This is a genomic window from Xanthomonas vasicola (assembly GCF_000772705.2).
Lineage (GTDB): Bacteria > Pseudomonadota > Gammaproteobacteria > Xanthomonadales > Xanthomonadaceae > Xanthomonas > Xanthomonas vasicola.
Genome location: NZ_JSBW02000047.1, coordinates 102,776 through 125,005, shown reverse-complemented (window position 1 = coordinate 125,005; position 22,230 = coordinate 102,776). Strand labels below are relative to the sequence as shown.

14 protein-coding genes and 1 pseudogene are annotated in these 22,230 nt (G+C 65.0%); 9 read left to right on the top strand and 6 right to left on the bottom strand.

Features of this window, described 5'->3' with window-relative positions; genetic code table 11:
* Nucleotides 1-70 precede the first annotated feature (70 nt).
* The 5 genes from NX05_RS12970 (at nt 71) to NX05_RS12950 (ending at nt 6,316) form a co-directional block, all read left to right on the top strand.
* Nucleotides 71-1,777: an alkaline phosphatase family protein gene (locus NX05_RS12970; RefSeq protein WP_039436863.1), complete on the top strand. Its 1,707-nt coding sequence runs from the start codon at nt 71-73 to the stop codon at nt 1,775-1,777.
* A gap of 504 nt (nt 1,778-2,281) precedes the next feature.
* Complete coding sequence (gene tilS / locus NX05_RS12965; protein WP_039436958.1) at nt 2,282-3,586, top strand: tRNA lysidine(34) synthetase TilS; 1,305 nt, start codon at nt 2,282-2,284, stop codon at nt 3,584-3,586.
* A gap of 31 nt (nt 3,587-3,617) precedes the next feature.
* Nucleotides 3,618-3,878 carry an exodeoxyribonuclease VII small subunit gene (locus NX05_RS12960; RefSeq protein WP_010366764.1) on the top strand — a complete coding sequence of 87 codons (261 nt, stop codon included), beginning with the start codon at nt 3,618-3,620 and terminating at the stop codon, nt 3,876-3,878.
* 1 nt (nt 3,879) lies between these two features.
* On the top strand, nt 3,880-4,755 hold the full coding sequence (locus NX05_RS12955) for a polyprenyl synthetase family protein (RefSeq protein ID WP_039436860.1): 876 nt from the start codon (nt 3,880-3,882) through the stop codon (nt 4,753-4,755).
* A gap of 463 nt (nt 4,756-5,218) precedes the next feature.
* Nucleotides 5,219-6,316, top strand: a complete 1,098-nt coding sequence (locus tag NX05_RS12950) for a M35 family metalloendopeptidase (protein WP_039436859.1) — start codon at nt 5,219-5,221, stop codon at nt 6,314-6,316.
* Between the two features lie 69 nt (nt 6,317-6,385).
* Here NX05_RS12950 and NX05_RS12945 read toward each other — a convergent pair whose 3' ends face one another.
* Both NX05_RS12945 and pmbA read right to left on the bottom strand, forming a co-directional pair.
* Nucleotides 6,386-6,847, bottom strand: a complete 462-nt coding sequence (locus NX05_RS12945; protein WP_039436856.1) for a DUF4870 domain-containing protein — start codon at nt 6,845-6,847, stop codon at nt 6,386-6,388.
* Between the two features lie 327 nt (nt 6,848-7,174).
* Nucleotides 7,175-8,542 carry a metalloprotease PmbA gene (gene pmbA / locus NX05_RS12940; protein ID WP_010366774.1) on the bottom strand — a complete coding sequence of 456 codons (1,368 nt, stop codon included), beginning with the start codon at nt 8,540-8,542 and terminating at the stop codon, nt 7,175-7,177.
* 146 nt (nt 8,543-8,688) lie between these two features.
* On the opposite strand from pmbA, the gene yjgA reads away from it, so the two are divergent.
* Nucleotides 8,689-9,270 (top strand): ribosome biogenesis factor YjgA, encoded by a 582-nt coding sequence (gene yjgA, locus NX05_RS12935; RefSeq protein WP_017121291.1) that lies wholly within the window; start codon nt 8,689-8,691, stop codon nt 9,268-9,270.
* A 169-nt stretch (nt 9,271-9,439) separates the two neighbouring features.
* On the opposite strand, the gene tldD is transcribed toward yjgA, so the two are convergent.
* A complete protein-coding gene (gene tldD / locus NX05_RS12930) occupies nt 9,440-10,885 on the bottom strand; it encodes a metalloprotease TldD (protein WP_039436854.1) in 1,446 nt (481 codons plus the stop codon).
* 98 nt (nt 10,886-10,983) lie between these two features.
* Between tldD and NX05_RS12925 the strand changes: the two genes are divergently transcribed.
* Nucleotides 10,984-11,739 carry a DUF6065 family protein gene (locus tag NX05_RS12925; RefSeq protein ID WP_039436954.1) on the top strand — a complete coding sequence of 252 codons (756 nt, stop codon included), beginning with the start codon at nt 10,984-10,986 and terminating at the stop codon, nt 11,737-11,739.
* A gap of 5 nt (nt 11,740-11,744) precedes the next feature.
* Here the strand turns inward: NX05_RS12925 and NX05_RS12920 are convergent, their stop codons facing one another.
* The 3 genes from NX05_RS12920 to NX05_RS12910 all read right to left on the bottom strand — a co-directional run bounded on the left by NX05_RS12920 (nt 11,745) and on the right by NX05_RS12910 (nt 17,903).
* The gene (locus tag NX05_RS12920; RefSeq protein WP_039436852.1) at nt 11,745-15,662 is read right to left on the bottom strand and encodes a YhdP family protein; all 3,918 of its coding nucleotides are present in this window, start codon (nt 15,660-15,662) and stop codon (nt 11,745-11,747) included.
* A gap of 169 nt (nt 15,663-15,831) precedes the next feature.
* Nucleotides 15,832-17,331 carry a ribonuclease G gene (gene rng, locus NX05_RS12915; RefSeq protein WP_039436850.1) on the bottom strand — a complete coding sequence of 500 codons (1,500 nt, stop codon included), beginning with the start codon at nt 17,329-17,331 and terminating at the stop codon, nt 15,832-15,834.
* Nucleotides 17,331-17,903 carry a Maf-like protein gene (locus NX05_RS12910; protein ID WP_017117854.1) on the bottom strand — a complete coding sequence of 191 codons (573 nt, stop codon included), beginning with the start codon at nt 17,901-17,903 and terminating at the stop codon, nt 17,331-17,333. Before NX05_RS12910 ends, rng begins: the two co-directional genes overlap by 1 nt.
* 137 nt (nt 17,904-18,040) lie before the next feature.
* Here NX05_RS12910 and NX05_RS12905 point away from each other — a divergent pair, with 137 nt between their 5' ends.
* Entirely contained in the window at nt 18,041-18,775 is a 735-nt protein-coding gene (locus NX05_RS12905; RefSeq protein WP_039436847.1) for an SIMPL domain-containing protein, read from the top strand.
* A gap of 323 nt (nt 18,776-19,098) precedes the next feature.
* Nucleotides 19,099-22,209, top strand: a pseudogene (locus NX05_RS12900) (TonB-dependent receptor).
* Nucleotides 22,210-22,230 lie beyond the last annotated feature (21 nt).

Here is a 22,230-nt window from a genome sequence, read left to right as displayed (position 1 = left end):
AACAGCGCTGTGTCATCGGTGTGACACCACCCGTCGCGGCATAATGGGCATTGATTCAGCCACGAGTCCGATGCCGATGCGTTATTGCCTGCCCACCCTCGCCGCCCTGACCACGCTGTGCGTCGCCGCCTGCGCCTCCACCACCGGGAGCACCGCCTCTGCACCTGCATCGGTCCGCGTAGAGGTGCCGCAGGTCGCGCACCCGGCCGGCGAAACCCCGCAATGGTGGTACCGCTCCGGCGCCGCCCGCGCGGCCGGCAATGGCGCCATGGCCGGCGAGGCGCGCAACGTGATCCTGTTCCTGGGCGATGGCATGAGCCTGACCACGGTCGCCGCCGCGCGCATCCTGGACGGCCAGCGCAAGGGCGGGCCGGGCGAAGAGAACCTGCTGTCGTGGGAGCAATTTCCCGCCACCGCCTTCAGCAAGACCTACAACACCGATTCGCAGACGCCGGATTCGGCCGGCACGATGACCGCGATCACCACCGGGGTGAAGTCGCATATGGGCGCGATCGGGGTCAGCAGCGGCAACCGCAGCGATTGCGCTGACAGCTTGAATAAGGGCCTGCTGAGTTGGCTGCAGCTGGCCGACAGCGCCGGCATGGCCACCGGCATCGTCACCACCACGCGTCTGACCCATGCCACGCCGGCGGCAACCTATGCGCATTCGCCGGACCGCAACTGGGAAAACGACACCGACCTTCCCGAGTCGGCACGCACTGCCGGCTGCCAGGACATCGCCCAGCAGTTGCTCTCCACTGCCCGCTACGGCCGTGGCCCGCAGGTGGTGTTGGGGGGAGGACGCAGCCAGTTCCAGACCGTGCAGGAGCGCGACCCGGAATACGACGACAAGGTGGGCCTGCGCCTGGACGGCCGCGATCTGGTCGCCGAGTGGAAACAGGCGCATCCGCAGGGCGCCTATGTCTGGAACGAGCAACAACTGAAGGCAGTAGCCGGCGCACCGGCGTTGCTGGGCCTGTTCGAGCCGGACCACATGCAGTTCGATCACGACCGCAACCGCACCCCTCAGGGCGAGCCCAGCCTGACCGAAATGACCCGCACCGCGATCCAGTCGCTGTCGCGCGATACCAACGGCTTCGTGCTGATGGTCGAAGGCGGCCGTATCGATCATGCCAACCACGCCGGCAACGCCTACCGCGCGCTGGATGAAACCGTGTCGCTGTCCGATGCCGTGCGCGTTGCTGTGCAGACCGCGCCGCCGGACACGCTGATCATTGTCACCGCCGACCATTCGCACACGCTCAACTTCGTTGGCTACCCGGTGCGCGGTAATCCCATCCTGGGCAAGGTGCGCGGTACCGGCGGCGAAGAAGGCGACCGCAGCCAGCTGGCCAGCGATCTGGCTGGCCAGCCGTACACCACGCTCAGCTACGCCAATGGCCCCGGCTACACCGGCGCCAGCAACGCGCAGCCGGCCGGCCCAAAAAAGTATCCGCATGAGCCCAGCAGCAGCGAGCCGGCTGCCGGCCGCCCGGACCTGACCCATGTGGACACCGAAGCGCCCAGCTATATGCAGGAGTCGCTGGTGCCGACCAAATCCGAAAGCCACGGCGGCGAAGACGTCGGCATCTGGGCCACCGGCCCTGGCAGCGCTGCATTCCGCGGCACGCTGGAAGAGAACGTGATCTACCACGTCATCGTCCAGGCCACTCCGCGCCTGCGCGAGCGCCTGTGCAAGGCCGGCACCTGCGATGCCGCCGGCGTTCCGGTCGAGTTGCCCAAGCCGGCTACGTTCGAGGCTGCGGTCAAGCGCTGATGCGTAAGCGGTGCTGCTGCAACGGGAGGCGAGCCGACGCATGAGGCGTCCGCAGCGTGGTCACTTAATCCGCTCGCATGGCATCGCCAGCGCGCTATGCGGCAACGCCTTGGAACCGCTGCAGGTCAGGGGCACCATCGCTGCGGTCAGGCTAGCCGAGGGCGATCGGTGCAGTGGCCACGCAAAAAAGCGCGATGCCCTAGACGCGGTAGCAGTACACCAGCGCCGCAGTTGTCGCGTACAAAAGACAATGGAGTTGATGGGCGGTAACAGCTGGGAACGTCTACAGCTCCGCACCGCCAGCTTTGCGATCAGGTTGGTCGCAGGGGATTGGTGCGGTGACCGTGATACCCGAGCCGCGCTAGGTTCGCCCCAGGGCCGTAGCTTTGGCGCACAGATATGGCGCTTGCAGACAACGCGCCAATCAAGGCATCGCTCGGCAATCACGCAACGCGTTCAACGCCCGCTCGCTGGGCGCGCAGTATTGGCCGCAGGATCGCGCCTGTGGTGATCGATACCCCGCTACTGCTGCCCACCACTCCGCCCGGCCCGGTATTGCTGGCCTACAGCGGCGGGATGGATTCCAACGTGCTGCTGCATTTGCTGGCGGCGACGCCGCGCTATCGCCAAGCAGGATTGCGCGCGCTGCATGTGCATCACGGGCTGCATACCGATGCAGACGCCTGGGCCGCGCATTGCCAACGCAGCTGCGATGCGCTGCAGGTACCGTTGCAGATCGTGCAGGTGCACGTCGAGCGCGATAGCGGCCTTGGTCTGGAAGCGGCAGCACGCAACGCGCGCCACACTGCATTCGAGCACGCACTCGCCGCTGGCGAATGGCTGGCGCTGGCGCACCATCGCGACGATCAGGCTGAAACATTCCTGCTGCGTGCGCTGCGCGCCTCCGGCCCGGAAGGACTGGCGGCGATGCGCCCGCAGCGCCCCTTCGCCAACGGCACGCTGTGGCGCCCGTTGCTGGCGCATGCCCGCGCCGATCTGCTCGCCTATGCGCTCGCGCAAGGGTTGCGCTGGATCGAAGATCCCAGCAACGCCGATCCACGCCACGACCGCAATTTCCTGCGCAGCCAGGTGTTGCCGTTGCTGCAGCAACGCTGGCCGCAAGCAGCCGATGCGCTGGCGCGCAGTGCGCAACTGAGCGCCGATGCCAGCGCATTACTGCTGCAGCAGGACATGGCGTTGTTGCCAAGCGTGCGCACCGCAAGCGGCGCGCTGGATCTGCACGCGTTGCGTGCGCAACCTATCGAACGAAGAGCACGGCTGTTGCGCGCGTGGGTGAGCGCTGCTCACGCGCCCCCACTGCCGGCGCAAGGCGTGGCCGCACTGGAACGGGAAATCGACCACTACGCCGCAGACCGGCAAGCATGCTTCGCGTGGCAGCAAATGGAAATCCGCCGTTGGCGTCAGTGCCTGTTTCTGCATCGCCCCGCTGCGGTCTGGCCGTCAGACTGGCAAGCGTCGTGGGATGGCGCAGTGCCGCTGCAATTGCCCGATGGTGCGCAGTTGCGCTTGCTCGGCGCGCCCGGCCTGCGTTTTGCGCAACCGCTGCTGGCGCGCGCACGCCAGGGCGGCGAGCGCATTGTGTTGCCGCGGCGCGCGCATTCGCATCAACTCAAACATCTGCTGCAGGCGCTGGATTTACCGCCATGGGAACGCAAGCGCCTGCCGATCCTGTGGGAAGGCACGCAGGTACTTGCCGCCGGCGATCGCATCATTTCCGGCAACTTGGACGCATGGTTACAGGCCAACGCCGCATCGCTGCAATGGCGCGCAGCTGCCGATGCGAATTGACCCGCCTGCGCGCGCGCCGCACACTTTAGCGATGGCCAAGAAGTCCTTGAACGAAACGTCCCCGGTTGCCCGCTTCGAACAGTCGCTGGAAGAACTCGAGCAACTGGTGCAGAAGCTGGAGGTCGGCGATCTGAGCCTGGAGCAATCGCTCACGGCCTACGAACGCGGCATCGGGTTGTACCGCGACTGCCAGCAGGCGCTGGAACAGGCCGAACTGCGGGTGCGCCTGTTGACCGACCCTGCCCGCCCCGAGCTTGCCGAAGCCTTCGAACCGCCGTCGCTGGACGGCTGAGATGAGTTCGGCGCTGTTCGACCACTGGATCGCCCGCACCGAACGCAGCCTGGAGGCCGGCTTGCCGAGCGCTACGCATGCGCCGCAGCGCCTGCATGCAGCAATGCGCTACGCAGTGCTGGGCGGTGGCAAGCGCATGCGTCCGCTGCTGGTTTATGCAAGCGGCGCATTGTTCGGCGCTGCTGAGGACCAGCTCGACACGCCTGCGGTGGCGGTGGAGCTGATTCACGCCTATTCGCTGGTGCACGACGACTTGCCGGCGATGGACGACGACGCGCTGCGGCGCGGCCAGCCCACCGTGCATATCGCCTTCGACGAAGCCACCGCGATTCTGGCCGGCGACGCCTTGCAGACACGAGCTTTCGAACTGCTGGCCGCAGCATCCACCAGCGCCGAACTGCGCGTGGGCTGGATGCAGAGCCTGGCGACGGCTGCGGGTGCGGCCGGCATGTGCGGCGGCCAGGCGCTGGATATGGATGCGACCGGGCAACTGCAGCCGTTGCAGGACCTGCAACGCATGCATGCGCTCAAGACCGGCGCGTTGATCCGAGCGGCGGTGCGTATGGGCGCGCTCACGGGCGGCGCAGCGGCGGACGACCAGCAGCGTCTTGGCGCATTTGCCGACGCGCTGGGCCTGGCGTTCCAGGTGCGCGATGACATCCTGGATGTGGAATCGAGCTCGGCCCAGTTGGGCAAGACCGCCGGCAAGGACGCGGCGCAATCCAAATCCACTTACCCCGCTCTGCTCGGGATGGACGGCGCCAAGGCGAAACTGGCCGAACTGGCCACGCGCATGCACGACGTGCTGCAGCCCTATGGGCAACCAGGCGAAATATTGGCCAGCTTGGGCCGGTTTGCGGTGGACCGCGCGCACTAGACGCAGTTGGCACGCCGTTACACGCTGCAATGAGCGGGTGTAGCGGATACCCGAACCGGTCTTTGGCACTCGATTAGATGCCATAGCATGTGGTCGTCTCTACGGCCACATATCGGCCGTGCGAGACATAAAAACCAGCCTCGCAGGAAACGATTTGCGCACTCCGTGCGCCAGCGCACGCTCAACGTCTGTAGTGTGATCTCTCAACCAGAGAACTTGATCACATATCGAAACTTTTCCTGCGTGCATTTGTGTCAGCGACTGACACGCGCCAGCCCGCAACATATGACGAACTGCACATTATTAAGCTGAATTATCAACATAGACGATATTTCCGAGACTTTCAGTATAAATTTCAAAACAAAAATATACGAAATAAAAAAGCTTGTCGTGCCCGCTCGTCCTGCCTAGGTTTAGGTTGCCCGCATCCGCGGACATCCCCCGATCACACGGAGAGTCACTGGTGAAGAATATTTTTTTCGCATCGTTTGCAGCAGGCACGCTGGCCGTTGTCGGCATCCTCGGATCGGCGCAGGCGCAGTCCGTGCGCGGCCCGGTTCCGTTGACCATCGAACTGTCGCCGGTGGCCGACCAGGCTGGCCGCCATCAAGGCAAGATCGCCGTCACCGTCACCAACAACAGCAGCCAGATTGCACGCGTGCCGACCTATCAGCTGCCGCTGAAGTCGCTGGATAACGGCATTCTGGAAGTGAGCCGCGACGGCAAGCCAGTGGATTACACCGGGCGCCTGGTCAAGCGCGGCTTGCCCAAGGCGGCCGACTTCACCATCCTGCAGCCGGGCCAGAGCGTGAAGGGCGAGGTCGATCTGGCCGGCGCCTACGATCTGTCCACCAGCGGCAACTACACCATCCAGGTGCGCTCGGCGCTGCAGTACGCCTCCTTTTCCGACGGCAGCCTGATGAAGACCGCCAACGGCGAGCCGGCCGTGGCCACCAGCACCCCGCTTACCGTGTGGCTGGACGGCGCGCGCCGTGGCGTGCAGCGCCAGCTCAGCGTCGGCCCGACGGCTGTAGTCAACGGCATCAACTACCTCAACTGCAGCACCACCCGCACCAGCCAGGCCGGCAGTGCGGTGACTGCCGCGCGCAACTACTCGCAGAACGCGCGTACCTACCTCAATGCCGGCAGCACAGGCGCGCGCTACACAACCTGGTTCGGTGCCTATAACGCCTCGCGCTACAGCCGGGTCATCTCCAACTTCGTCAACATCGATAATGCGCTGGACCAGAACAACGGCCAGCTGACGATCAACTGCAGCTGCGAGGCGGATGCGGCAGATGCGTATGCCTACGTCTATCCGAACCAGCCGTACGAGATCCACGTCTGCAACGCGTTCTGGAGCGCGTCCACAACCGGCACTGACTCCAAGGCCGGCACCCTGGTGCACGAAACCAGCCACTTCACCGTGGTGGCTGGCACCCAGGACCGCGTCTACGGCCAGTCCGGCGCGCGCAGTCTGGCGATCAGCAACCCGGCGCAGGCCATCACCAATGCCGACAGCCACGAGTACTTCGCCGAAAACACCCCGGCGCAGAACTGATTGCGTCATCGTCTGAAACGACAAAGGCCCGGCACTGCTGCCGGGCCTTTGTGTTTCGCACCGCGCCGGTTACTTGATCAGGCGCAGCGTGAACGGATAACGGTAATGTTCGCCATTGTTGGCCTTGACCGCGGCCAGGATGCACAGCACCAGGTTGGCGATCCACACCAGTGTCGGTACGAAGAACAGGATGCCGAACGACACGATGGTCAGAATCACTGCAGCCATGTAGGCAATGATCACGGTGATCTGGAAATTCAGTGCTTCCTTGGCTTGATCGGTGGCGAACGGCTTGGAGGGGCTGGCGTCCTTGCTGATCAACCAGATCACCAACGCACCGACAAACGAGGTCAGGATGCCAAGCAGGTGCGCGGCCAGCGCGAGTGTGCGCTCTTCCGACGGACTGCTGGTGCCGACCGGCGGCGGCGGTACGGCGTGCGATTCGAATTCGCTCATCATGTCTCCCCATGCATGGTTGTGGTGCGGCGGACTATAGCAACGATTCAGCCAGCCACCAGTGCGGAAAGACATGGGCGCGCGGTCTTGCCGGAACTGCAATGCGCAGCGTAATGGCGGAGAAGGCGCCGTCCAGCGCGGCGAACTGGCTTCCACCCGCAGCACGCAGATTCCAGATCTACCGGCGCCCCGGATTGCGTATGTAGCGCGCGTAAGTAGCGAGTGCCGGCGCATGCCCCATGCCCTTTTACGCATAGTTCGTTAAAGGCGGCAGGAAGCACCAGTGGTGCGCCCGCTTGCAGCTACGCGCACGCAAGCTCACGCGCGGCGCCTGCTTGTGACCCTGCACCGCGCAGCAAACGGACGCTCGAAAACCAGCTATCTCGGCACCACGAATGCCGCTTAGCTGTCACCAGCCACCGTCATGCGATTGATCAGCACCGAGCCGATCTTGACGTGCGAGCGCGGATCAACATCGCTGCCCACCGCCTCGATGCCGGCGAACATATCGCGCAGATTGCCGGCGATAGTCAGGCCATCGACCGGGTAGGCGATCACGCCATTCTCGATCCAGAAACCGCCGGCGCCGCGCGAGTAATCGCCGGTAACGGGGTTGACGCCGTTGCCCATCAGCTCGGTGACCAGCAGGCCGCGCGACATGCCGGCAATCATCGATGCCAGATCGCCCGCGTTGGCGGTGACCTGCAGGTTATGTACGCCACCAGCATTGGCAGTGGTCTGCAGGCCTAGCTTGCGTGCGGAGTAACTGCCCAGCACATAACGCTGCAGCACGCCGTCGTTGATCAATGCCGAGCGCCGGGTCGCCACGCCTTCGCCATCGAACGCGGCCGAGCGCAGGCCACGGCGCAAATGCGGTAGTTCTTCGATGTTGAACCAGTCTGGAAACAGCTTGGTGCCAACGCTGTCGAGCAGGAAGCTGGCGCGGCGATACAGCGCGCCGCCGGAGACGGCACCGAGCAAGTGACCGACCAACGAGCGCGCCACTTCCGGCGCAAACAGCACCGGCAGCTGGCCGGTGGGCAGCGAACGCGGCTGCAAACGCGCCAGGGTGCGCTCGGCAGCATGCCGGCCGATCGCATCCGGCGCTTCCAGATCCTCGCGCGCCAGCGCACTGCTATACCAGCCATCGCGCTGCATACCGTCGCCCTGCCCGGCAATCAACGCGCAGCTGATCGAATGATGGGTGCCGCGCTCGCGGCCGATGAAGCCATGCGAGTTGGCGTACACCGCCAGGCTGAGCCCGGTGCTGGCCGAGGCGCCATCGGAATTGCTGATGCGCGCGTCAGCGTCGCGGCCAGCGGTTTCGCAGGCCAGCGCCAGATCCACCGCGGTATCGGCGTCCAGTGCCCACGGATGCCAGCTGTCCAGCTCGGGAAACTCACGCGCCATCAACTCCGGGTCGGCCAGGCCGCTGGCCACGTCGTCTTCGGTGAAACGGGCGATCGCGCAGGCCTGCGCCACAGTGGATTCCAGGCTGGAATCCTGCAAATCCGCAGTGCTGGCACTGCCCTTGCGCTTGCCGAAGTAGACCGTGACCGCAATGCCGCGATCGCGGGTGGATTCGACCGTCTCCACGTCGCCCAGCCGCACGTTGACGTCCAGGCCGCGCTCTTCGCTGCAGCTGACTTCGGCCTGGGTCGCGCCGGCGGCGCGCGCGCGCTCGAGCAGGCGCTGCGAGATGTCGGTGAGCGCCTCAAGGCGCTGCAGGCTGTCGTCGGTGACACGGATTTCGGAGGAGAGTGCGTTCAATGCTTTATCCTTGGGAACGCGGATCCGTCCGCGAAAGCCCGGCCATCCGGGGCCGGAGTGTTTGAATTCAGTGCGGAATGTTCCGCCGACGCCCGGCCGTTCAAGGCCGGAGATGTTTATCAACCAGGTTTCGGGATGTAGTGGCAATGCGCGGACGCGATGAAGACACCGGTGAATTTCGCGGCGCCAGCCGTAGCCAGCAGCGGCGCGAAGCGCTCGAGATTTTCGACCTGGGCGAGAAGCTGGTCGCGCTGACCCCGGCGCAATTGGCCAAGCTGCCGGTGCCCGAGTCGCTGATCCCGCATATCGAAGAGAGCAAGCGCATCACCTCGCATATCGCGCACAAGCGGCAGCTGGCATTTCTGGCCAAGCATATGCGCCGCGAGGACGACGAGACCCTGGCAGCGATCCGCGATGCACTGGATGCAAACAGCGACACCGCGCGCCGCGAAGTGGCGGCGATTCACCGGGTCGAGCGCTGGCGCGAGCGCCTGCTCGCCGACGGCGACGTGGCGCTGGCCGAACTGCTGGAAGCCTACCCGGCCGCCGACCGCCAGCAACTGCGTCAGCTGGTGCGCAACGCGATCCACGAACGCGCCAAGAACAAGCCCCCGCGCGCCTACCGCGAACTGTTCCAGGTGCTGCGCGACCTGTCGCAAGAGCAGGGATTGGAGAGTGCGGATTTGGGATTGGAAGACGGCGAATCGGCGTCGGAAGACGACGAGTAGGGATCCGCCCGATCCATCAATCGAGGCAACGGCGGTGCCAGCCGTTGCCAATCCCAAATCCTGACTCCCGATTCCCCTCTGCTGAACCGGCAAACGGCAAAGGCCCGACGCACTGCTTTGCGCTCCTGCCGTTGCGAATTCCAAATCCCGATTCCCAAATCTCCGCATCTCAGGCCTGCGTTCCGCCAACCGTAATGCCGTCGATCAGCAGCGAGGGCTGGCCGACGCCGACCGGCACGCTCTGCCCGTCCTTGCCGCACACGCCCACGCCTTCGTCCAAGGCCAGGTCGTTGCCGATCATGCGCACTTTCTGCATGGTCTCTGGGCCATTGCCGATCAAGGTGGCGCCCTTGACCGGCGCGGTGACCTTGCCGTCTTCGATCAGGTAAGCCTCGGTGGCCGAGAACACGTACTTGCCGCTGGTGATATCGACCTGGCCGCCGCCGAAATTCACCGCGTAAATGCCCTTCTTGACCGAACGGATCATCTCTTCCGGGTCATGCTGGCCGGCGCGCATGTAGGTGTTGGTCATGCGCGGCATGGTCAGGTGCGCAAACGATTCGCGGCGGCCGTTGCCGGTGGGCGCCACGCCCATCAGGCGCGCGTTGTGGGTGTCCTGCATGTAGCCCACCAGCACGCCGTCTTCAATCAGCGTGGTGCACTGACTCGGTGTGCCTTCGTCGTCGATGTTGAGCGAGCCGCGACGGCCATCCAGGGTGCCGTCATCGACGATGGTCACGCCCGGCGATGCCACGCGCTCGCCCATGCGCCCGGCATAGACGCTGGTGCCCTTGCGATTGAAGTCGCCTTCCAGACCGTGGCCCACCGCTTCGTGCAACAGCACGCCAGGCCAGCCTGGGCCGAGCACCACCGGCATTACGCCGGCCGGTGCGGGGATCGCGTCCAGATTCACCAACGCCTGACGCAGCGCTTCGCGGGCGAAGCCTTCCGGGCGGCCGTCGGCAAACAGTTCGGCATAGCCGTAACGCCCGCCGCCGCCGGAATAACCGGATTCGCGGCGCCCACCCTGTTCGACAATCACTTGCACGTTCAAGCGCACCAGCGGGCGCACATCGGCCGCCAGCACGCCGTCGCTGCGGGCGATCAGCACCGTATCCACGCCGCCCGACAGGCTCACCATCACCTGCTTGACGCGCGGGTCGGCAGCGCGCACGTACTGGTCGATGCGGCGCAACAGGTCCACCTTGGTGGCGCTGTCCATGTCGTCGATCGGGTCGGTGGCCGCATACAGCGCACGGCTATTGCCACGCACCAGCGAGCGCGTGGATTGCGCCCCGCCCTCGCGCGAGATCGCGCGCGCAGACTGCGCCGCTTCCAGCAGCGCATCGCGATGGATGTCGTCGGAATAGGCAAAACCGGTTTTCTCGCCAGCGATCGCGCGCACGCCGACGCCTTGTTCGATGGAATGCGCACCGTCCTTGACGATGCCGTCTTCCACGCTCCAGCTCTCGCGCCGCGAATGCTGAAAATACAGGTCGCCGAAGTCGATGCCCGGGCCCAGCAGGGCGCCGAAGGTGCGGTCGAGATGGCCGGCATCCAGGCCGGAAGGAAGCAGCAGCCGGGTTTCGGCCAAAGTGAGAGCGTTATCGGTCATGTGGTCAGGATGGGGCCCACGCGCCGGGGAGACAAGTCGTTCCGCTGAACATGCGCGCAGCTATCATCGCCAGCCAGCTCTTCACCGATCACCCGCGCATGAAGCTCATCGCCCACGTTCTGGACGGCCACACGCTGGACATCCGCCCGGCCCCGCATGAGCGCGCGTGGATGGACGCCACCGACCAGCGCTACGCCTACCGCTGCCTGCCGCTGGCGATTGCCAACGCGCATGGCTGGGAGCTGCTGTGCCAGTCCGGCTTCGAGGCCAGCTGGGACGGCAGCGACGCGCTGGCGGCGATCACCATCACCGCCGATGCAGGCACGCATGCACCACCGGCGATCAGCCACTTCGGCTATGGCGTGCTGACCTTCCATGTGCCGTGCCTGTTCCGCACCGACACCGGCATCGACCTGTTCGTCACCGGCCCGTTGAATCAGCCAAAAGACGGCATCGGCGCGCTGAGCGGCATGGTGGAAACCGACTGGAGCCCGCACACCTTCACCATGAACTGGCGTTTCACCCGGCCCGGGCGGGTGCGCTTCGAGGCGGGCGAGCCGTTCTGTCATCTGTTCCCGCTGCAGCGCCAGTTGATCGAGCAGGTGCAGCCGCAATGGAAGCCGCTTTCCGAAGCGCCGCGGCTGGCGCAGCAACATGCCGACTGGACCCACAGCCGCACGCGCTTTCTGGATGAATTGCCCGATGCGCAATCGGCGGCAGCGCGCGAAAAATGGCAGCGCGGCTATTTTCTTGGCGTGGCCGCACCCGAGCAGCCGCCAGTGCCGGGGCATCGTTCGCGGCTGCGGCTGCCGGTGTTTACGCGTGCCGGCAGCGATGACACGCCCGCCGGCTAAGTGTGTCAGCGCAGCGTGGGATCTGCCTTGCCGGACTTGGCTGGCGCGGCCGGTTTGCTCGGCGCCCGCTCGCGCGCCTCGCGCTCCACCACGTCCACCTGCGGATCTTTCCACGGCCCGGTGACGTGATAGGTCTTGGCACCGATCGCACCCAGCGGTTTGCCGAGCACCGCGTTGGCCGCCGCGCCGACTGCCGCACCCACCGGGCCGCCGGCAACTGCGCCGACCACCGTCAGCAGGTTGCCGGCTTTGGGGTTCACGTCGACGGTTTGATCGAAGGTCTGCGCGCGCAAGTCGGTCTGCCCGCGGATGGCGATATCGGCAGCCGGGCCTTCGATGCGGATGGCATCGGTGCGCGCGAAGCCTTCACCGAAGCGCACTTCGCCGGCCAGCTTGTTGAACGCCAGACCCTTGGAGAAGAAATCGCGGAAGTCGAACATCAAGCGGCGCGGTAGCTGCGCCACGCTCAGCAGGCCGAGCACGCGGCCGGCGCCCGGGTCCACTTCCAGCAACTGGCCATTACGCACCTCAACCTTGAGGTTGCCTTCCAGCGAGCCGAGCGCAAAGCCAGTTGGCGAGCCTTCCCAGCCAGCATTGAGTTCCAGCTCCCCTTCGCCGCCGCGCAGCTGGCCGCCCAGGGTGAGGTTCTGCAGCAGATTGCCCAGGTTGCGGCTGTCCACACGCGCCGACAGGCGCGTCGTGGCTGCGTCGCCCTTGCCGCGCCAGGCACCGGTGAGGCCGATGTTCTGGTCGTCCGAGCGCAGCTGCAGCTGATCTACCTGCATGCCATCGGTGAGCCGGCTGCTACGCAGGGTGGCCGCACCGAAGGTCATTTTGCCGATCTGCAGATCGTCGATATCCAGTGACAGCGGCGGGATCGACACCGGGTCGAATTCGGCCACGGCGCGACGCGCAGGTTCCGGCAACGCGCCGGCCAGCGGATCGCCGGGTTCTGGCGCGGCCGGCGCGGCCGGCGCCGCCACCGGCTGCCAATGCACGGTCTTCAACTTGCCCTGCACGGTTGCACCATCGGCGGTGGGCACGGTGAGTTGGCCGGCCAGCGAGGGGCCCTCCAGCGTCACCGCTACCGCATCGCGGGTGGGGCGCAGGCGCAGGCGCGTTTGCGGGAACACGCCGCCGATCATCAGCAAGCGGTCCGCCTGCACGTCCACCTCCTGCAACGGCATCGCGTCTTTCTTGGAAATGGCCGGCTGGCCGGGCGGTGGCGGCATGTCTGTATCACTGCTGGTGCTGCGCGCCAGGCTGATCCAGTCGATCGCATCCAGCGAAGCGGCGCGACCCGTGACCACCAACCCGTTGGCCGGCGGCCGTTCGGTGACGGTATCGGTGCCCATCACCACACGCACGCCAGTCTGCTCGCCATGGCTGCTGGCCTTGAGCGCCACCAGCTTGCCGAAGGCCACATCGATATCGCCATCGCCCAACGGCAGCGCCACCTTGACCCGGGTGTCCAGTGGCTGGCTGGCTGCCTTGTCCAGCGGCGCTGGCAGGTCCAGCGTGGTGCCGATCAAGTTAGACCGTAGCGTCAGCATCGCATTGGCAGTGGTCTGCCCCGGTGGCGGCAGCGGCACGTCCACGCTGACCTGCCAGGGCGCGCTGCCATGCACGTACGGGCGCAGCCACTCCATCTGCGGTGCGCGGTCGAACAATTCCTTGGCATCCAGGGCGGCGCCAAGACGTGCTTCGAAGGCCTGCTTGGGGTCCTGCACCAACCCGCCGGCGCGCAACGACAACTCGCCGCTGCGCCCCTCGTGCTGCACGCTCAACTGCTCGGCGGCAAAACCGGTGTCGCGGTACTCGGCCTGCCCGCTGACCTGGTCGAACGCCAGATCCCAGCGTGCATCGGCCAGCTTGGCACCTTGCAATGCCACCGTGCCCTGCAGATGGCCGCCAACGCCATGGGTGCGCAGGGGACGCAGCAGATCGAAGGTCACCGCAGCCGGGCCGGATACGGTGAGATTGCGCAAGGTGTCGCCATAGCGGCGCTCCAGCGGGCTCTTGCGCAGCATGCCGAGCAACTGCGCTGCGTCGGCCTGGGTGGAGGCGCGGACATAAAGTTCGGACGTGGCGAAACTGGGGATGCCCGCGTCCAGCTGCGCAATCGGGGTGCCCGCAAGGTCGCCCTGCCCCTGCAGCGAAAAACCCTTGCCGATAAAACTCAGGTGCGCCTGGACCTGCTCCATCGCCGGCCAGTCCGGCTGGAAGCGGATCACGCCATCGCGAATCTGCCCGAATGCTTCGAAGCGCCCGTCGTTATCGTCGAACGGCCAGTCGTCCAGATCGCCGCTGACCAGGCCAGTGCCGCCGGTGACGGTGCCGCCGGCCACGGCCATGTCGAGCCAGTCGATGGCGGCCTCGCTCATCTTGGAGCGGATCCAGAACTTGCGCGCCACCGGCACCGCCACATCGTCCAGTTGGGCCGCCAGTTGCATGCGCGGGCGGCTGCCATCGCCCTGGAACCACAGCCCGCCGCGCACGTTGGCGCCGTAATCCTTGCCCTGCACACGCAGCGCCGGGGTGGCGACCTGCCAGCCAGCGCCTTCGCGCCAGCCGACGATCTTGCCGGCCAGTTGAATCTCATGCACCACGCCAAAGCCGGTTGGCCAATCGAAGCGCAGCGTGGCGTCGGGTGCGGGGTCCAGTTCCACGCCCTGCGCATCGCCATCGATCGTGCCGCGCAGGCCGCTGATGCCCGGCGCATTGCCCACCGGCAGAAACCCCAACTCTTCGATCTGGCCCTGCGCGCGCATCGCGCCGCCTTGCTCGCCGGCGACCTGCAGGTCGGCCACGCGCAGCTGCGGCTTGGACAGGCTCAGCCAGCGCCGCAAGGCAGGCGACAACTGCTCGCTCAGCGCGGCCGCGGCGATCAGGCCAGAGACGTCGACATGCTTGCCCATCACCGCATAGCGGCGCCCGCCGGCAATGCTCAGCCCATCCAGGTGCTGCAGTTGCGCTGCCTGGCCCAAGCGCAACAGCGGCGCGTCCACCCGCCAGCCGCCGTCGATGGTCTGCCAGCGCGCGCGCGCCTGCAGCCGCTCCCAGGTGAGCGTGCGCCGCGCGGTCTCGCCTGGCAGTGCGGCCCCGGACAGGCGCAGCTGCTGCAGGTCGGCATCCACGCTTACCGCAGCGATCCGGCGTGAACGCAGTTGCGCCCAGGCCTGCACGCGCCCGCCACCGCCATCCACGCGCATGCCGCCGAACTGCAGCAGCGACGCCCATGCCGACAGGTCGGCCGGGTCGGCTTGCGCGTAAGCACTACCGTCGCCACTGTCGCGGTCGAATTCCAGCACCGCCGTCAGCGGCGCGCGCTTGAGATCGATCCAGCTACGGCTGCCCACCTTCACGGTGGATCCGCTAACGCGCAGGCGCAGGTCAATGCGCGGCAGCGTGGTATCCAGGCCGATCGATGGCGCGGCCACATGCAGGCGCGCTTCGGCCAGTTGGATCTCGCCAAGCCGGCGCAGCGCATCCAGCGGATCGGAGTTCCCGCCGCTGGGCATGCCCCGCACCGACCATACCCCGTCGTCGCTGCGTTGCAAGGTTAGCGCCAGGCCACGCAGGCGTATTTCGGTCAGCGAATGGCCCGGCAACAGCCCGGCGTACATCGCCAGCAGCACCTCGGCCTGGCCGACGCGCACCTCGCCTTGCGGACCGATGCGCAAGCCATCCAGCCGCAATAGCGGACCGCGCCGGGTCCATTCGGTCTGCAGCCGGTCGAACGCAATCGGCTGACCGGCACGCTGGCTCAGCCACTGCGCAATCTGCTGCGGGTGTTCCTCGGCCAACGGCAGCGCCTGGCTGGCCGCGCCCACCAACAACGCGACCGCCACCAGCGCAAGCGCGCTGGCAGTGATGGCATAGCGGCGAAACAGACGGAGACGGCGGCGCAGCGGGGTGGGCATTAACGGCTGGGAATGGGGAATGGGGAATAGGCAATCGTAAGGGCACCAGCCCTTGCGGACGACCAGTTAGCCGCCTGCCTGCGCAACGAACTAGAAGGGATACCAAAGGTCCCGTAGAGCGGCTGTTGCTCCACATCCATTCCCCACTCCCGATTCCCGATTCCCGGCCTCACAGCAGCACCACATCGAACTGCTCCTGCAGATACTGGTCGTCGGACTGGAAGCGGATGCTCTTGCCGAGGAACTCTTCCAGCTCGGCCACGGCTGCCGACTCTTCGTCGGTGATGCGCGCGACCACTTTGGAGGACGCGATGACCAGCAGGCGCGCCGCATCGAACTGGCGCACCGCGCGGGTGATCTCGCGGAAGATCTCGTAGGTCACCGTTTCGGCGGTCTTGATGGTGCCGCGCCCGCCACATTGGCCGCAGGTTTCCGAGAGTTGGCGCTCCAGGCTTTCGACGGTGCGCTTGCGGGTCATCTCCACCAGGCCCAACGGCGAGAACTCGTACACGGTGGTCTTGGCGTGATCGCGTGCCAGTGCCTTCTCCAACGTGCGCAGCACCTGGCGGCGATGCTCCGGGTCGTCCATGTCGATGAAGTCGATGATGATGATGCCGCCCAGATTGCGCAGCCGCAGCTGCCGCGCCACCGCCTGTGCGGCTTCCAGGTTGGTGCGGAACACGGTCTCTTCGAGGTTGCGCTGACCGACGAACGAGCCGGTGTTGACGTCAATGGTGGTCATCGCCTCGGTCTGGTCGATCACCAGATAGCCACCGGATTTGAGCGGCACCTGCTTGTTCAACGCCCGTCCGATCTCGTCCTCGACCCCGTACAGGTCGAAGATCGGCCGGTCGCCGGTGTACAGCTCCAGCCGCTCGGCCAGCACCGGCATGTACTTGGCCACGAAGGCCTCCAATTGCACGAAGGTCTCGTTGGAATCAACCTTCACCTTCTCCACGTCACGACGGATCAGGTCGCGTACCGCACGCAGCGGCAGGCTCAGGTCTTCATAAATGATGCTGCACGGCGGCGCCTCACGGCCGCGGCGCTCAACCACATTCCAGACCCGCGACAGGTACGCGATGTCCTCGGCCAGCGCCTCGGCCGGCTGGCCTTCGGCATTGGTGCGGATGATGTAGCCGAAGCCGCCATGCTGGGACGAGACCTCGCTGACGATGGTCTTCAAGCGCAAGCGCTCGGCCTCGTCTTCGATCCGTGCTGACACCCCGACCACCTTAGACTGCGGCAGCAGCACCAGATAGCGCGACGGAATGCTGATCTGGGTGGTCAAGCGCGCACCCTTGGTGCCGATCGGGTCCTTGACCACCTGCACCACGATGTCCTGGCCGTCGCGCAGCAGTTCCACGATCGGCACCGAGGCAGCCGGCGGCGGCGGGATCGGGGTTTCTTCGGTATCAACCACGCTGGCCGGCGCAGGCGCCGGACGGATCACATCGTTGGCGTGCAAAAACGCGGCACGCTCCAGCCCTACTTCAACGAAGGCAGCCTGCATGCCAGGCATGACCCGCTGCACCTTGCCCTTGTAGATATTACCCACCACGCCCCGGCGCCAACCGCGCTCGATATGCAGCTCCTGCAGCATGCCGTTCTCGATCACCGCCACACGGGTCTCACGTGGGGTGACGTTGACCAAAATCTCTTCCGACATCAATGCGCTCCGAAGGCTGTGAGCAACTGCGAGGTGTGATAAAGCGGCAATCCCATCACGCCGGAATAGCTTCCGGACAGATGGCGGATGAAGCGTTCGGCGCGGCCCTGGATCGCATACGCGCCGGCCTTGCCCATTGGCTCGCCACAGGCGGCGTAAGCAGCAATCTGCGCATCATCAAGTGTGTCGAACGTGACTTCCGACACCACCAGTGCCTGCGCCGGCGCGCGCTGTGCGCAGACTAGAACCACCGCCGTGAGCACCTGGTGGGTGCGCCCGGACAAAACGCGCAGCATCGCGATGGCATCGTCCACATCGACCGGCTTGCCGAACACCCGCTCGCCCAACACCACTTCGGTATCCGAGCCCAGCACGATGGCGTCGGGGTCGGCGCCCTGTACCAGCGCCAGACCGGCGTGCGCCTTGTCCAGCGCGACGCGCTGCACATAGTGTTCGGGCGTTTCATCGGCTGCGCGCAACTCGGGCACATCCAGTTGCAACGTCTGGAACGGCACATCCAGGCGTTGCAGGAGTTCTTGTCGGCGCGGCGAACGGGAGGCGAGATAGAGCATCCGTCCAGCATACCCGTTGCCCGCACTCGCCCGCTTGTCTGGTGAACGCACGCAGCGTTGCCGATGTGTTGTTGCGTTCGACTCACAACATATTCATCGAGGTGCTAACACGCTCTCCACATAGACAAGGAGATCTCATGCGTACCTACCTCAAGCCGTTGTTGCTGGCCCTGTCCATCGCTGCCGGAACCGCCATGACCGCCCACGCCCAGCCTGCCCCGAGCTACACCATTCCCAGCGACGGCACCCTGCTCAACGTGTCGGCCGAGGCGGAAGCCAAGCGTGTGCCGGACATCGCCACGCTGTCTGCCGGTGTGGTCACCCAGGCCGCCGACGGCAACGCCGCCATGCGCCAGAACGCCGAACAGATGAGCAAGGTCATGGCCGCGGTGAAGGCCGCCGGCATCGCCGACAAGGACGTGCAAACCAGCGGCATCAATCTGAGCCCGCAGTACACCTACAAAGAAAACCAAGCGCCCAAGATCAACGGCTACCAGGCCAGCAACACGGTCAACCTCAAGGTCCGCGACATCACCCGCCTGGGCAAGGTGCTCGACGCCCTGGTCGCGCAGGGCGCCAACGATATCAACGGCCCCAGCTTCTCGATCGACCAACCCGAACCGGTCTACGACGAAGCGCGCGTGGCCGCACTGAAAAAAGCCCAGGCGCGTGCCGAAACCTATGCCAAGTCGCTGGGCCTGAAGGTGCGCCGCATTGTCAGCATCTCCGAAGGCCGCAGCGGCGGTGCGGTGCGCCCGATGATGATGGCCGCCTCCATGCGCTCGGCCAAGGCCGAGATGGACACCCCGGTCGCTCCAGGCGAGAGCACGCTGTCGATCAACCTAGATGTGACGTTCGAACTGGGGCGCTAAGAGCGCTTGTCTAAATCCAAAGCATCGTTTCTTTACTGCCCTCTTCGGAGGGCAGTGTCGTTTGCGCGGTCGATCAAAAACTCTTGCCTGCTTCTGGCCAAATGTAGTTACAGCATTGCGCCTGTGACACAAGGAAAAACCTGGTTACTTTCATGTGCCCAGAGTCGCAGTATTTCAGTCTGAATAGACGTTATTTAGCGTTTGTGCTTAAAAAAGCATGAAATTTAGAGAAATTGTTCTTTAAGCGGGCGCGACCGCTCTCTAGCATCGATTGTCAGCGCACCGTCATCTTCGTGACGGCGCCAATCTGGAGAGCGATCGAAATGACCAGTCACGCCGCGCGGCAACGCCGCCCGTTATGCTCCACGTCGCCCGCGCGCTATGGCCGCATTAGCGTGCTTGCGCTTGCCCTGAGCGGCGCCGTCGGCATGCTCGCCACCGGCACTGCGGCCGCGCAAAGCACCACTGCCGGCATCTACGGAAGCGCGCCGGCCGGCGCAGGCGCCACGGTCACCGTGCAGGGCGACACCGGTTTTACGCGTACTGCAACGGTCGATGCCAACGGCCGTTACGCCATCGGCAACCTTCCGGTGGGTACCTATACCGTCACCCTGCAACGCGAAGGCCAGGCCGCCGAGACCCGCAAGAACATCGCGCTGCGCGTCGGCGCCGGCACCGATGTGTCCTTCGGCAGCAGCAATGCGCCCGAGGACACTGCCACCCTGGGCACCATCACGGTGACCGGCAAGAACATCTCGCCGGTGGACGTCTCCGCCACTGCTTCACGCACCGTCATTACCGCCGAGCAATTGCAACGTTTGCCGCTGGCGCGCTCGGGCGAAGCGATCGCGCTGTTGTCGCCAGGCGCGGTGCAAGGCAGCGGCTACTTCGGCAATGCCATTTCCTTCGGCGGCGCCGGCGTGACTGAGAACGCCTACTATCTCAACGGCTATCTCAGCTCTAATCCGCTAACCAACATCGGCGGCGTCACCCTGCCCTACGGCGCCATCGACCAGCAGGAAACCTATACCGGCGGCTATAGCGCCCGGTACGGCGGTTCGGCAGGCGGCGTACTCAGCCAGGTCGGCAAGCGCGGCACCAACGAGTGGCACTTCGGCGGCCAGATGCTGTGGCGGCCGAAGAGCTTGTCCAGCGACTACAAGGATGTGTTCTATCCGGACACGCCACTGCCCTCTTCCGACTATTCCTATGCCAAACCAGATTTGCCCGGCACGCTGTACCGTAGCCGCAAGGGCGACAAGGCCTGGAATACGGTCTTTAGCGCCTATGCCGGTGGACCGCTCATTGAGGACAGGCTGTTCGTTTTCGTTGCCGCCGAGCAGGAGCGTACCGAAGGTGTATCGACCGCAAGCCGCGAAGATTCGGTTATCGGCCGAGACACCTATCGCGTGGACGAGCCGAAGGTTTACGCCAAGGTCGACTGGAACATCAACGACCGCAACATCCTTGAATTCACCGGCGTCAAGAACAACTACCGTACAAGCGGCGCGTACAGCGATTTCAGCTACCCAGGAGTGATCACCCAAAGCGCAAGCGGTGCGTTCGCCGATACGGTCAAGGTCGACGACCGTTACTACATCGGCAAATACACCAGCTACATCACCGACGCACTGACCTTCAGCGCGACCTATGGCAAGAGCCAGCAGAGCGACTATCGCAACAATCCCAGCCTGGCTCCATATCTGTACAACGCCAATCGGCAGGATCCGGCCATTACCGCTGGCAGCGAAATTCGCAACAACCAGACCTCGACCCAGGCACGCGATGGCGAGAATCGTACCCACGGCCTGCGCCTGGACTTGGAGTACGTGCTCGGCAGTCATACGCTGGCCAGCGGCGTGGACAACATGTACTTCAACGCCAACAACGAAGGTGCACTCACCACTGGACCAGGCTACACCTGGACCTAGGACAACCTCGCTCCCGACGTGCCTATCGCCGACTCGTTGGGTGTCGGTCCGGCAGGCGGCGATGGCTACTACGTCTACCGCGGCGTCTTCCAAACAGCCACCAGCATGTCGGTCAGGCAGAAAGCCTATTTTCTCGAGGACAAGTGGCAGATCAATGATCGTCTGTTGCTGATCCTGGGCGTGCGCAACGACAAGTTCACCAATTTCAATGATGCTGGCAAGGTCTATGTGGAAAGCGGCGACCAATGGGCGCCTCGGATCGGCATCAGCTGGGATGCGTTTGGTGACTCGTCGTTGAAGGTCTACGGCAATGTCGGTCGCTATTATCTGGCGCTTCCCAATAGCGTGGCCATTCGTGGTGCGTCGCCCTCGACGTATACGAGCGAATATTTCACCTATACCGGTATCGACGCCCAAGGCAACCCGACCGGCCTGACGCCGATCCCGGTGGATCCAAGCGCTGGCGCTTCGTGCTCCGGCAATGTCGTCTCTTCCAATCGCGAGTGTGGGCAGCAACCCGATGCCGCGTCAGTCGCGGCCACCGACCTGAAATCGATGTACCAGGATGAGTTCATGGTCGGCTTTGACAAGACGCTGGGCAGCGATTGGGTCACTGGCGCCAAGCTCACCTACCGCAACCTGGGCACCACCATCGACGATGTCTGCGATTCGGACAAGATGCGCACCAAGCTGGCCGCGATTGGCGTGGACCCCAGCACGGTCGATGTTCCTGGGTGCGTCATCTTCAACCCGGGCGAAACCAACTCCTTCAGCCTGGCCAACCTGGATGGTTCCGGCCGCACCGCGCTTTCGATGTCGTCGGCCGATTGGGGCTTCGACAAGAAGGCCAAGCGCAAGTATCTGGCACTGGATCTGTTCCTCCAGCATCCGTTCGACGGCAAGTGGGAAGGCCGCATCGATTACACCCTGTCGCGCAACTTTGGTAACACCGAGGGCCAGGTGAAGTCGGACATCGGCCAGAGCGACGTGTCCAAGACCCAGGACTGGGATGCGGCCGCGCTGATGTGGTACTCCGGCGGTTACCTGGCCAACGATCGTCGCCACCAGATCAAGCTCTACGGCTCCTACCAGCTGGCACCAGAATGGCTGATCGCCGGCAATATCCGTGTTCTGTCAGGCACTCCGAAGTCGTGCCTGGGTTATGTCAGCATCAACGGCACTGACGAGTCTTCCGATGCGGGCGACCCGGTCGGGTACGGCTCGTCTTATCACACCTGCGACGGCCAGCCATCGCGGCCAGGCGACGCCGGACGTTTGCCTTGGACGAAGATCGTCGACCTGGGCCTGACCTATCGCCCGGCCTTCGCCGGCAACAAGCTGGCCGTTACCCTGCAGGGCTTCAATATCTTCAACGAGCGTAAGCCCTTGCAAGTCAACTCCACCTGGGAAGACAACCACTACAAGCTGTCCAACATCTACGGCATGGGGGTCAATTTCACCCAGCCACGCTACGCCATGTTGTCCGTGTCGTACGACTACTGACGTCTCTCCCGTCAGCGTTGT